Genomic DNA, 12,267 nt, shown 5'->3' on the forward strand with positions numbered 1-12,267 from the left:
CCTGTCCAGAAGTGAAAACCACCTTTTACCACGATCTACAGACTCATCCCCTTTTTGTTAACGAGGCTCCAGTCGATCCCACCGCTGCTGCGCACCAACCCGGAGACCTTCTGGCCCAGCCTTTTCCCAAGCGACGGCGACCAGGGCACGAGTTGAAAGCCGAAGCCGTTGTCGATCATTGCGAAACGGCCGGTCGATAGCGTCAGTCTTTGGCGGTAGGTGCCCGTGACATGCTCGCCGGTCGCGGATTTCACATAGGACAATCCGGTCTCATCAGCGAGCTTTCCGGCCACTGAGTCCAGTTCACGCTGGCGCAAAGTACTGAGCAGATTGCGTTGCAGGATAATGTGTTGGCCTTGCCGACGCGCAAGCCCTTCGTCGACAAGGTGTTCGGCGCGTCTTTTCATCGCTTGGCTGACCTCACCCCCGAACCCGCCTATCGAGAGCGGCATGGGATGTTGTTCGACCAACCGATGATCGAGCCAGGTCGCGCCCGGCGCGCTGATCTGCGCGTTGAGATCGAGATCAGAGCGCAATGACAGGACGAGGATTGGTAGACGATCGTTCGACCCGCCGAACCACCGCACTTCGACGATGCCGCCGGGAGGTGGTGCGTGATCGAAGGCTTCGATGCCTCGGAAGCGGACATGATGGGCGCGCCCGTCGGTACAATCGATCACGGCATAGGCTTCGCCGGTCAACTCGTCATGCAGGCCGCGATCGACCAGCCGGCCGATTATCGGTGCGCCCATTTCTCCGGTCTCGACCGCGAAGTCACTGATGCCACGGTCCTGGTCTCGTTCGGTGAAGACGCGATGCATGGTCTTGATGATGTCGCCGCGCATACCGAGATCGCGTAGCTTGCGTTCGGCCTCAAGCCCGACCAACCATTCACCGGGACCGGCGGGGGCAGCAAGCCCCATTTTTTCCAGATGTTGCAGACGGCCAATCATCAGCTGCTGCGTTTCCTTGTTGGCCATACGATCGGCGTTCGGGCGAAGGTCGACATAGCCTGTCTCGTTGGCGGTGAAACGAATTTCGCGATCGAGGCTCGTCCAGCGCGCTGCCGTGATTTCCTTCTCAAGTGTCGCGCGAATTTCGTGTTCCGGCTTTGGGCCGAGTTCGAGTGAGACCAGTTCCTCGGCGCGTGAGCGTAACCCGCGGATGACGTAGTCACGTGAGATGACGAGATCGGCACCGGTTTCGTCGACGCCGCGCACCAGGAGATGGATATGCGGATTGTCTGTGTTCCAATGACCGACGGCGATCCAGTCGAGCTTGGTTTCAAGATCAGCTTCCATTTGGCCGGCAAGATCGCGGGTAAACACTTTGAGATCCTCCAAATCGACCGCCTCTTCTGGCGACACGATGAAACGGAAATGATGCCGATCGTCCTCGCATCGTTCGGCGAAGGCTCGGTCGTCGGCACTGTCATTTGCCACGTCGAACATAATGCCGCGTTCGCCATCGCGGGTGACGCCCTCGCGCTTGAGATAAGCGACATGGGCGGTAAGTGGCGCGGAACGAAATGCACGGCCCTTGTGACGGACGACTCGGGCCTTTACGACCACGCGCCTGGAGGGGTTGAAGAGACGGGCGCGAGCGAAGCGCGTTCGGCCCCGGCCGAAGCTCGATCGGCCATAGCCGGACCCACGGCCACCGGCTCCGGACGCCGAGACATGCCCGGACTTCTTGGCCGCGCGGATCACCTTGCTGATGAAACTTTTCTGGCGCGGAAACCGTTTGTCGCGAACGCGGCCAGGACGGATACGGAAATCGCGCTCGTCGCTGCTCATCACGTCTCTTCCTCATCGCGGGATCCGGCCGCAGTGCCGCAAACAGCGTTGAAATCAAATGACAATTCTTTGGCAACGGCACGCGCCCCAACCGACCGGCACGCCTGAACCCATGTCATTTCAATGACTTGTGGTTCGAGCGGCGTGCGCCTTTTATCTCGCCATCCCTCAACTGCGGTACTTCTCCCCTGACCAATCCTTCGCTTGTGCCCGCTGCTCTTTCTTTAGAGTGCGCACCGTCAAAAATGCATCCACCACATCAATCGATCCAAAGAGGCGTCAGTCGTGCTGCGATTGTGCTTACCGGCAGGGGACCAAAATACCGGCTGTCGAGGCTGTCTGGTCTTGCATGATTTAAGAAGAAAACCTCACCGGGACCGAGCACCTGACACCCCTGCCAGGTTGGCAATGCACGACCTTCTCTGTCCTGTTTTTGCGCTCTTCCGCGAACCTCAGTTCCGACAATGATCGTGTTGTCCTTCCGGCAGACCGTCGTGCCAGATAGCGCGGCCACATACTTGATCAACGGCGTGCCCGGATTCACGTAGCCACGCTTGTCTAGAAAACGAACGAGGTCATCGGATGGATAAACGGTCACCAGATCATCGACCCTGATCTCCTCGACGGGGCGCGCTGCATAGAGCCCTATGGGGACACTTGCGGAGGCGTTCCAGATGAGGCGGGGCGACCATGCCAGCATCATCGGGCTGATCACAAGGCCGACAGACAGCAACGTCGCAATGCCGATCCTGTGACGTCCGCTCATGATAATATCCGTTGCCGTTTCAGCCAGGCACGGTGTTCAGCCCGGGAATAGGGATGGGGTTCTTCCCCGACACTCAAACGGTGGTGCGCATGTCGCCAGTAGTCGGTCGAGACATCAACCGGATCGATGCCCATTGCTTCGATCGCATCGATTATTTTCAAGACCTGTTCGACCCTTGACCATCCGTGAATTTTCAGGAGCAATGCACCGCCGGGTCGCACGAAGGGGACGGTCTGATATGGCGCGGCTCGTTCAACGGCCTGCAAGACATCTATCCTGGAGACAATGGTGCCGTAGCCATTTGCTGCCCATCGCACGAAGGCGAAAACACTCCCGGACACAAATCCGACCAACCGTTTCTCGCGATTGATCATGTGCTCATAAGTCGGTCGCCCGAACCGGATCCAGTGCTCGATCGCCCCTTTCTTCCAGGTCAACTCGACCAGCGTGATGTCCGCCGGCAGATCGTCGGGCAGTTTGTGGGCCGGCCATTCGAAGTGCGGTTTTTGGCTCATCATGTGCTTCCCTCGCTTGGTGGAAATTCCCGCGCCAGCAGATCGCGCAGCATGTCGGCGACGGTCATGCCGTGCTCAAAGGCTGCGATTTTGATCCGTGCGCGCTGATCCGGAGTCACGTCGATGGTCAGTCGCTCGGTAAATCCGTCGCTGTGTTGTGTGCGGTCTTTTTTGTCTGCAGCCTTGATCCAGCTGTCCGTGTCACGCGGGCGAGAAGCAAAGGTTCTGCTTTTCATGGCAATTGTCTCCCTGTCCCCAGCCTGGTGCCAAGGTGCAGAACATCTGATGCCAGTGCTGCGATCTCATGCGCTGCCGGTGTTTTCTGATCACCGTCAAAGACCAGACGGCCGGTCTGTACCGACGTTGCAAACGCAACGCGCTGCCCGATGGATGTGGCAAGAAGAGAGGGATCGCTGTCTGCGAGACTGTCGGCCGTCTCTCTTGCAATCAGCGTACGCGCGCCACAGCGATTGAGGACAAATCGCGCCAACAACTCCGGTCGATAGATCCGCGCCTCGTTCAAGAGCGCCAGCATTTCGGCAGACGCCCAGCCATCGAGCGGCGAGGGTTGAACCGGGATCAGCACCAGATCACTCGCCAGAAGCGCTGAGCGCATCAAACTGGCAACACGCGGCGGCCCATCGATCACGACATGATCAACGCCGCGGGCAAGCTCGGGTGTTTCCCGGTGGAGCGTGTCGCGCGCCAAACCGACAACGCCGAACAGTCTTGGGAACCCCTCCCGGCCACGCGCCTCTGACCAATCGAGCGCTGATCCTTGAGGATCCGCGTCGATCACGGTGACCCGTTTCCCGTCTCTTGCCCAAGCACCGGCAAGGTTCAGAGCCAGGGTCGTTTTCCCAACACCCCCTTTCTGGTTCAAGAAGGCGACAATCATTGCTCGTCGTCCGAAGCTGAGCTGGGCGAATGGCTAGGGTTAGCTCCGTCTGCATCAGAGAAGCGGGACTTCCAGACCTTTCGGGAGCCGCTTCTGGAGCGCAATGCCGCGCCGTCGGACGTGTTGTCCCCAGTCCCAGTTTCCAAAAAAACGTTAGAGTCTTTGTTAGACTCTAAGTTAAGGACGCGATTAGGTGTTTCGGATCTGTGACTTAAGTCCTGTATGGGTTCCCGATAGCACGATAGTCCGGTTCCCGATGGCACGATAGTTTGGGTTCCCGAAAGCACGAACGGTTCCACAGAAGGTCCACAGGCTCGGGAGGGCTCGAAGGAAAGTAGTGTTCGGCCGCTCGCTTCTACTTCCAAAAACAGGGTGTATCCGGGAAGCGGTTGTCGTCGGATCATCTCCCTTATCTCAAAGGCAAACCGTTTGAACGGCGCGAGGGATCCGGATTTTTGGTAAAGATGCCGGACCTCAAAGCGCCACCCGGACGGCTGGCTGCCGCCATGCTTGCGGACAATCCGGTAAAGCCAGCGTTCCAGCCCCCCGGTCAATCGAAAATAGGCCCGGTCAATAGTGAGGATCAACGCATTGTCGAGGACCGCCCGATAGAGCCAGTCGGGGAGGATCAGTTCAATTCCATTGGGTCTCCCGGTTTCACTTATCTGCTCCCGCCACTCATTGATCCAGGAAAAGCGGTGACGCTGCCCTTTGACCGGGTGGCGGATTGACGTGCAGACGGTCGTGGATTGCAGCCGGTCGAGCCCGGCTTTCAAACGCTGATAATCGCGCGCGGAGGTGCCGCGGCCAATGAAGGTAAGGATTTCATAAGGGGTCGCCGTCATAAGGCGCGAGGTGCGCAGCCCCTTGTCATGGGCTTCCACAAGCTGGCTGGATGCCCAGATCAGAACATCCGCATCCCAGATGGTCGCCATCCCGTGTCGCGGCACGGCTTCAACCCGGATCGAGACAGATCCAGAGACATAATCGATCGGAGCTGTTCTGAGGGATTTGGAGAGACTGAAGAAGGGATAGGCCATCAGGTCCTGCGCATCGCGGGGGTCTGCTGTACGGGAAAGCGCCCGGAAAAGTTCCAACTGCGCTCTTTCCGACTTTTCGGAGGTATTCGCCATAACGGTCGATCCGAGGCGCTAGCGTCGACTTGTGTCCACTGATGCACGCTGGTGCCGTTTGGCAGGCAGGACAGTGCCAGCGCCCGGATCCGAGGTGGAGGTCTTGGCGCCGCGATCGGCCCATGCCTGAAGATCCTCCAGGGAATACACGACGCGGCCACCGAGCTTGCGATAGGAAGGGCCGGTCCCGTAGGTGCGGTGTTTTTCAAGAGTACGGCCGGACAGCCCGAGAAAACGGGCGGCTTCCGGCGTTCTAAGGTAGCGGGGCGGCAAGCCGGTCGGATTTGCGGGCATGAAATGGGTCTCCGTCAGTGTTTCTAAAGCCGCTGGATAGCAACGGACTCTTGACGAGCACGATGGCGGAGAAGGTCAGCGGGGTGGGAGTGCGAAGAGAGAAGACCGTTTCCGCACCCCCTCCGTTTCAAGGCCCCTGCCCCAAACGCCGGCGTGACAGGAGACGTCTGTAACCGCCTCCGACGAGTTTCGTGCCCTCACGATAACGGCGCATGACGGCATCTCTTTCAGACATGGTCTTCCAGGTCGTCGCGCTGACGGGTTTCGTCTTGAACACGGCCTGGGCAACATCCTGATAGGTTGCGCCTTCCATGCGGCCATCCAACACCTGGAGCGCCTGCCGAAGATTTCTGAGACGGTAGGACGTTAGACGGGGATCGGGCGGGAGTGTCTTGCCGTTGAGCGCAAAGGCAAACCGACGAACCGTTTCCAGACGATCCTCCAAAAGAGGATCAAACCAGATGGTGGCTGCCACAGCACCCTTTGCAGGAAGCGCTCCGGAATAAAGAGCCGGAAAACATGCCGCTTTAAACTTGATATGGAAGTAATGCCCTTCAGATGCTTCGAATGTGGTCGTCTTCGGGAGCGCAAGGACTGGGTTAGGCGGCTGTTGTGCCTGGCTGCAGGGAACCAAAAGAAGTGTTCCAGGATCCCAATGCGGTGAGAAGAAAACACGCGCTTGCTTTGCTGATTGATTTGGATCGATCGGGAAAGCGCAGTCCCCAATGCCGGGTCATTTCGTCGTTGGACGATCCCCGCTCTTTCTCGGAAAGCTTGTCATAGCGTTCCTTGTATTTCCGGTTTCTGCGTAAAAACTCCCAGGCAAGAGAGGCTGGATCGAGCTGGTCCACATAATCGTAGGCCTTCGCACTTCGCCAATTCCTGTCTTCCGCCATAGGCCGAACTCCAACGAATTTGCCGAATGCGTGTATTCAATTAAAGAACTCGTTCAGATTGTGGCGACACGTGTTCCCCAGCGAGCATGGGGTGATGCAAAGCGCGCATCACAACCGGAAAGTCAGTGCTTGCCGCCTTTCAAAAGACCCAAAAATCCGCTCTCTGTCATCCAGCGGGCGCGCGCAAGATGTGATGCATGCATGCGTTTGGCTTTCTCGCTATCGACGGCTGTATCGACCCCCATCACGATCTCCACAACCTCCTCCCAGTCTGCGCCGTCTGTGTCGGCGTCCAACAGCCTGAGATAAGTTTTCAGGTGCTCGCGATCATAGTCCGTGATCTCGTCACCTCCAGGCGGCTCAACCGAGAACTTGGGCTCACGCATCGAAAATCCTAGTGTTACGGGCGACACACACCCAAAGAGGGTTCATCACAGTCTGACCACATTTGCTGCTTAGTGGACAGAGAAACAAAAAGACTTGGGAACTTGAGGCCTGACCGTGGCTAGGTCGAAACGTCAGCCGACAGTGCCTCGGTGTTGATCCCTTGCGTCATCAACGATCATCACTCCCTCTCCCCTGTCCGAATTCAGCAAGACGATGCCATTGGCCTCAAATGCACGCCGGACCTGATCACGTGTGGTTTCGTACACTGCGAGCCCGCTTTCAGACTCAAGTCGCTTCAGAGCGGTCAAGGAAACCCGAGCCTTGTCGGCAAGTGTCTCCTGCGTCCACCCTAGCAAAGCGCGCGCAGCCCGTGATTGTCGAGCGGTGATCATGATGATCACCTGTCACCGCGGGCATTTGGCTCGCCAGAACTACGACTAATTTAGTCGTTCTTGTTTGTGATTTCCAGCTGTGAGCGGCTAATTTCTGCGCAGCCTGCGCGAGCGAAAGAAACTGATTCGGTTTGTTAGATAAGCCTCACCAAGGTTCTTGGTGAGGCTCGTTGATGAGGTCACTCGGCGCTTCGACGCGTAGGACGGGACCAAATGAGACTGTAGCCGTCGCCCTCTTCGTCATCAAAGAGGTTGGCGAAGATCGGGGCCGTGAAACTCGGGTCGTCCAACTTGAGGCTGAGATAGGCGCGTCCCTCGTTCGACTGTTTGGACCAGGCGGCTCCGATTTCGGCGCGGCCAACCAGCACGCGATGGCTAGGGGCGTTTTCGCTGGTCTGGCTGGTTTCAGGAACGATACGGACGTTCTTGGCTTGCACGTTGAGAGTGACGATTTCACCGGTGAATTCGTTGCCGGATTTCTTGAAGGTACCGATGGTTGCCATGGGAGTTCTCCTTGATCACTGGGTTCGAGCCCGCACCATGCGGCCTCGATGGCGATCGAAGAGGCCGGAGACGATTGGCGGCGCATCGCTTGCGACCGCAGCAACAGCGGAGGATGGCGATCCGACACGTTTCTTGGTGCGCGAGGAATGGCGGCGAAGCCGTCAGGGGAGGAAACTTGACGGGCGTCATTGCGATAGGAAATCGAGGCGGAGCCGCTCTTCGGCCAGATCTGTCCATTAAAGAGGCCATTTGGAGCGGTCGGTCCACAGGAGATATTCAAGGAGATGGTGGCAACGCGGCGCTCTCGAGGTTGGCTGACACGAAAGAACCTAGACGTCACTTTAAGTCGTGCTGGGTTGTCTCATCGGAAACCTATTGAGCGCCCAATATCAGCAAGAAAGCCATCTCCGGTCCTGAAGCTGGGGGTATCTGGGGCAGAGTCATCCCCACGACAGCGAAGGTTGTTAATCACTCTCAGCTGCTGGTAGAAGCCGATGAAAAAGTATGCCGCAGCCTGTGTGAGACTTAGGCAAGCGGACAGTCTCGGCAATTGGCCACACACTACCAAGATGAGCGGTTAAGCGCTCGCTGGCTTGTGTCCTATCCTTCGTGACTTGGCGACAGAAGTTATGCGAAAAATTGCAGAGATGCCGATCGCGATTGCGCCCGCTACTGAGAAAACAAGCTGCCACGTCTCAGTTGGTATCAGATGTTTCGCGATGCCATGGGTCGCGCAATAGCCGACAATCAGAGCGGGTACGACGAACGCGAGCGTCACAGCAAATTTCAGCCACACAGGTCGGGCGACCAGGATCAGGAAATGACCGATGCCGACCACAAGCACCGCGCTGACAAGCGCGATAAGAACGCTGCCCGGCAGGCCTGCGCCAGATTGGTAGGCCCACGTTCCTGCTGCCACGCCAGTGAAAACTGGTAGCGCGAAAGCAGCAAGCGCAAACAGCAACCAAAAAAAAAGCACCGATCGCGACGAGTGCAACGATGATCGATAAGACTATCGTGGTGGTGTCTCGTTAAGATGAGCTTCAAACAATCGCGCCTCCACCACCACCACGGCACAGCAATTCGGTATCATACTCTGGGTAAAGGAGCGAGAAGGAAAGTTTGCTTTGAGCCCAGTGCGGTCGGATGCTGCACGATCAACAAATGACAGCTTCGCGCCGCCATTTCGGTCGTGCGCCGCATTGAAAACTGCGCCCGAGAGCGGACAATCACTTAAGGCGCAGCAAATTCACAGGATGGGCGGAAAGTTTGAATTCGCTGCGGCTTCAATGAACGACCAGCATGAGGTCGAAACCGGACAGGAAGGTTTCAATCGCCAAGGCTATGAAGCAGCCGACCCTTGAAATTGACGCATATTGACCTACTTCTCTTTGCCGTTGTTGGCATTAGGAAGTTTCCCAGCGGCGCCACTAGCCGCGCAGACGTTTTGCCATAATTGCCGCCAGTCGCTGTGCTGTCGTTCCTCATGTATCCGTGCAAAATTCTTTTTAGGTTTCATGGATACTTTAATGTCTGAGCCATCTCGCTTATGAGTTTACTATGTTCTTTTCAATGTTCCCCTTTTGTTCTATTTTAGGTGCCCATTGTTAGTGACATCAAGAGGTTCAGAAATATGACGAGTGCGACTTTGTTTTCCCCAAAACGTGGAACCGGTCCCTTTATCGACGCAATTGATGCAGCTCTGGAACTTGGGGCTTATGAAGCGCTTTGGTCGGATCACAATGCGAGCTTTAAGACAATAGCAGGCAAGTTTTCTGGGCGCCCGAATGCGAGACCATCAGACTTTGTGCCGGAGGAAGAGGCGCGTGCTGTTGGTCACCGGGTCGTGCACAAACTACGCGAAAAAGTGGACGGTTGGTTCAATATTCGGCTCCGTGGTGAAATTGAATATCCGGAGCGGCTTAGGGATGCCACCTACCCCGTCGAATTACTCTATTTCCAAGGATGGTGGGACTTGATTGACACACCGTCTGTTGCAGTTGTCGGAACACGAAAGCCGACAGACGATGGGAAACGTCGAGCTCGTCAACTTGTGCGCAAACTTTTAGAAGACGAATTTACAATCGTTTCGGGGCTTGCTGAGGGAATCGACACTGTCGCACACGAGACAGCAGTAGCAGAGGGAGGTCAAACTATCGGTGTGATAGGAACTCCGCTCGGTCACAATTATCCGAAGTCGAACGCATCATTGCAGCGTCTGTTATCTGAGAAATATCTTCTCGTAAGTCAAATTCCAGTTGAACGGTACGAAGCCCAAAATCCGAGAACTAACAGGTTCTTTTTCCCGGAGCGGAATCGCACCATGTCTGCGCTGACTAAGGCGACAATTATCGTTGAAGCTGGCGAGACCTCCGGCACCCTGACACAGGCTCGTGAAGCCCTGAAACAAGGTAGGAAACTTTTTATCCTTAATAGTTGTTTTGAGGACGATCGCCTGACATGGCCGCATAAATTCAAAGAGCAAGGCGCCATTCGCGTCAGGGACTATGACGATGTCAGACGAGAGTTGGTCCAATAAAGCCCGAACCATCGGTGAAATTGAGCGGCCGGATCACTATTATCTTGGCCCTGATGATCAGTGTGCATTTTTTGGAGAATACACCGCGCGAAAGGGTTGGAAACATAGCACCACCAACGGCATTATCAGCAACCTAAAAAAGACACCTGATAAACGTGGGACGGCTGAGTGGCAGCATAAGAATCGGGTAATATCTCAGGTGTCGAGCCTAATCTGCGCCAATTTGGATCCCGTGGCGATTCCAAACCTCACAATCATTCCGGCTCCCCCGTCCAAAGCCCCAATTGATCCTATGTATGACGATAGAATCGAGCGAATTGCCCAGGGTATCGCCCCTAATATTGATGCTCGGTGCCTTTTGAACACGTCCCAATCCCGACCGGCCGCTCACTTAACCGACGACCGACCGGGGCCGGACATACTGGAGGATGGATTACTCTGGAATCAGGAGGAGGCCAATCGCAAACCAATCGGCAATACTGTAGTCATCTTAGACGATGTGCTCGTCACCGGTGCGACCTTCGTTGCCTGTAGCCGCATCGTAAAGAGGGCTCACCCCACTGCATCAGTTTTCGGATTGTTCGTGGCAAGGCGGGTCCCAGAGCGCACATTAGGTTTTGATGACTTCGACATTGAGCCATAACTCTGTAGCGAAATAAGTGCGATCGGACGCTCTGTTGCAAGAATGATTTAACTTGAGAACAGAGGTTGATTTTACGTAGTTCGAGCGAGAATTCGGAATGTCTGCGATTCAAGTGGCATTTAAATACCAGACTTTACAGTTGGCACTTGTCAGCCTGACTTGATCAAAACGCGAAATTCCTGCGGGTTGTCTCAGAATTAGAAACAGACTACCGGCACGTTGTCAGAAGTTCAGTATGACACGCTCAAACCTCAAACTCGAGACGGTTACCTGAAAGTGACCTTGGCTGTCTTCAGCAAGACTGACTGCCTTGGAGATAACTTTTCAAACCACCGAACGACTGATTCGGGGGCGCGAAGCGGACGTTGGCGGCGGAGCGTGTCAACGGCGGCTTTGGGCCGTTAGCAACCGCGCTTCCAACCTGAGAGAACGTCCGCCTTACTTATCGAACTTCCAGAACCGGACAGTCCGTTCACGGCGCCAAAGCCGCCATTCTTAGGGGGCTCATAGATGAACGCTTCGTCCGCCTGGTCGCCATTTGCAAGAGCCTATCGGAACCGCCAAACCGGAATGCCGAGCTTTCTCGCCTTGTCGGCCAGGTTTTCCTGGATCCCGGTTCCAGGAAACACCAGGACGCCGATCGGCAGTGTGTCGAGCATCGCATCGTTGCGTTTGAACGGAGCGGCCTTGCCGTGTCTTGCCCAGTCCGGTCGGAAGGCCACCTGGGGCACGTTGCGGTGATCCGCCCATTTCGCGACGATCAGTTCAGCGCCCTTGGGTGAACCGCCGTGAAGCAGCACCATCTCGGGATGCTTGGCGTGGACCTGATCGAGTCTCGCCCAGATCAGCCGGTGATCGTTGAAGTCGGTCCCGCCGGTGAGAGCTATCCTGGGACCGGCAGGTAGAAGGATCTCGATTTCCGCCCGGCGTTTCGCGGCCAGGAAGTCCCGGCTGTCGATTATCGCCGATGTCAGATTGCGATGGCTGACCTGCGAGCCGTTGCGGGGCAGCCACGGTTTGCCCTGATGCTGCTCGAAGCTTTCCGTGGCGAGATCGCGGAAGAGTTCCAGCGCGTTCCGGCGCTCGATCAAGCTCTGCCCTTCCGCCGTCAGGCGCTCGAGCTCAACGGACTTCACCTCGCTGCCGTCCTGTTCGCGCTGGAGACGCTTTTGCGCCTGTTCGTTGCCCTCGAGGTCCCGTTCGATACGGGTGGCCGCACGGTGAAAGAGATTGATCGTTCCCCAGAGAAGTTCACCGAGGTCGGGTTCAAGACGTGTTTCGCCAAGCGTGGCGACCAGGGCATCGAAGATATCGGCGACGGCCGAGGCGACAGCGTTGGCTTCCGGTAGAGGCCTCGGGTCGGGTTCGTCCTGGAAAGGACGCCAGCCGTGGAGCTGGAGTTCGGTGAGTACGTGGTCGGTGGGTGAAGAGACCTGGGCCGGTTCAAATTCCCTGTCGCGGTCTTGGTAAGGCATATCGGGTGTCCTTTACCGGAAGTGCCGCG

16 protein-coding genes are annotated in these 12,267 nt (G+C 56.6%); 2 read left to right on the top strand and 14 right to left on the bottom strand.

Annotation, left to right across the window (positions count from 1 at the left end; all coding sequences use genetic code 11):
- Positions 1-35: 35 nt before the first annotated feature.
- The 13 genes from FIV00_RS25935 to FIV00_RS25990 all read right to left on the bottom strand — a co-directional run bounded on the left by FIV00_RS25935 (position 36) and on the right by FIV00_RS25990 (position 8,500).
- Entirely contained in the window at positions 36-1,796 is a 1,761-nt protein-coding gene (locus tag FIV00_RS25935; protein ID WP_152503424.1) for a DUF3363 domain-containing protein, read from the bottom strand.
- A 259-nt stretch (positions 1,797-2,055) separates the two neighbouring features.
- Positions 2,056-2,562: a S26 family signal peptidase gene (locus FIV00_RS25940; protein ID WP_152503425.1), complete on the bottom strand. Its 507-nt coding sequence runs from the start codon at positions 2,560-2,562 to the stop codon at positions 2,056-2,058.
- Entirely contained in the window at positions 2,559-3,077 is a 519-nt protein-coding gene (locus FIV00_RS25945; RefSeq protein WP_152504453.1) for a DUF2840 domain-containing protein, read from the bottom strand. The genes FIV00_RS25940 and FIV00_RS25945 overlap by 4 nt, the downstream gene beginning before the upstream one ends.
- A complete protein-coding gene (locus FIV00_RS25950) occupies positions 3,077-3,313 on the bottom strand; it encodes a hypothetical protein (protein WP_152503426.1) in 237 nt (78 codons plus the stop codon). The genes FIV00_RS25945 and FIV00_RS25950 overlap by 1 nt, the downstream gene beginning before the upstream one ends.
- Positions 3,310-3,975, bottom strand: coding sequence for a ParA family partition ATPase (gene parA / locus FIV00_RS25955; protein ID WP_152503427.1), 666 nt, complete (start codon positions 3,973-3,975; stop codon positions 3,310-3,312). The genes FIV00_RS25950 and parA overlap by 4 nt, the downstream gene beginning before the upstream one ends.
- Positions 3,972-5,108 carry a replication initiator protein A gene (locus FIV00_RS25960; protein WP_152503428.1) on the bottom strand — a complete coding sequence of 379 codons (1,137 nt, stop codon included), beginning with the start codon at positions 5,106-5,108 and terminating at the stop codon, positions 3,972-3,974. Before FIV00_RS25960 ends, parA begins: the two co-directional genes overlap by 4 nt.
- An 18-nt stretch (positions 5,109-5,126) precedes the next feature.
- Positions 5,127-5,402, bottom strand: a complete 276-nt coding sequence (locus tag FIV00_RS25965; RefSeq protein WP_152503429.1) for an AlpA family transcriptional regulator — start codon at positions 5,400-5,402, stop codon at positions 5,127-5,129.
- Between the two features lie 127 nt (positions 5,403-5,529).
- Complete coding sequence (locus FIV00_RS29970; RefSeq protein WP_173006163.1) at positions 5,530-5,877, bottom strand: DUF2285 domain-containing protein; 348 nt, start codon at positions 5,875-5,877, stop codon at positions 5,530-5,532.
- 124 nt (positions 5,878-6,001) lie between these two features.
- Positions 6,002-6,298: a transcriptional regulator domain-containing protein gene (locus FIV00_RS29975; protein ID WP_173006164.1), complete on the bottom strand. Its 297-nt coding sequence runs from the start codon at positions 6,296-6,298 to the stop codon at positions 6,002-6,004.
- A 122-nt stretch (positions 6,299-6,420) separates the two neighbouring features.
- On the bottom strand, positions 6,421-6,684 hold the full coding sequence (locus FIV00_RS25975) for a DNA -binding domain-containing protein (protein WP_152503431.1): 264 nt from the start codon (positions 6,682-6,684) through the stop codon (positions 6,421-6,423).
- Positions 6,685-6,816: 132 nt separating this feature from the next.
- Positions 6,817-7,077 carry a helix-turn-helix transcriptional regulator gene (locus tag FIV00_RS25980; RefSeq protein ID WP_152503432.1) on the bottom strand — a complete coding sequence of 87 codons (261 nt, stop codon included), beginning with the start codon at positions 7,075-7,077 and terminating at the stop codon, positions 6,817-6,819.
- A gap of 179 nt (positions 7,078-7,256) precedes the next feature.
- A complete protein-coding gene (locus FIV00_RS25985; RefSeq protein WP_152503433.1) occupies positions 7,257-7,580 on the bottom strand; it encodes a DUF736 domain-containing protein in 324 nt (107 codons plus the stop codon).
- Positions 7,581-8,158: 578 nt separating this feature from the next.
- Entirely contained in the window at positions 8,159-8,500 is a 342-nt protein-coding gene (locus FIV00_RS25990) for a hypothetical protein (protein WP_371419555.1), read from the bottom strand.
- Between the two features lie 714 nt (positions 8,501-9,214).
- Between FIV00_RS25990 and FIV00_RS25995 the strand changes: the two genes are divergently transcribed.
- Together FIV00_RS25995 and FIV00_RS26000 are read left to right on the top strand one after the other, a co-directional pair.
- Positions 9,215-10,120 carry a DNA-processing protein DprA gene (locus FIV00_RS25995; protein WP_152503434.1) on the top strand — a complete coding sequence of 302 codons (906 nt, stop codon included), beginning with the start codon at positions 9,215-9,217 and terminating at the stop codon, positions 10,118-10,120.
- Positions 10,095-10,763: a phosphoribosyltransferase gene (locus FIV00_RS26000; protein WP_152503435.1), complete on the top strand. Its 669-nt coding sequence runs from the start codon at positions 10,095-10,097 to the stop codon at positions 10,761-10,763. The genes FIV00_RS25995 and FIV00_RS26000 overlap by 26 nt, the downstream gene beginning before the upstream one ends.
- 548 nt (positions 10,764-11,311) lie before the next feature.
- Here FIV00_RS26000 and FIV00_RS26005 read toward each other — a convergent pair.
- A complete protein-coding gene (locus FIV00_RS26005) occupies positions 11,312-12,238 on the bottom strand; it encodes a DUF2493 domain-containing protein (RefSeq protein WP_152503436.1) in 927 nt (308 codons plus the stop codon).
- Positions 12,239-12,267: the final 29 nt, after the last annotated feature.

It is taken from the genome of Labrenzia sp. THAF82, from assembly GCF_009363435.1.
Lineage (GTDB): Bacteria > Pseudomonadota > Alphaproteobacteria > Rhizobiales > Stappiaceae > Roseibium > Roseibium porphyridii.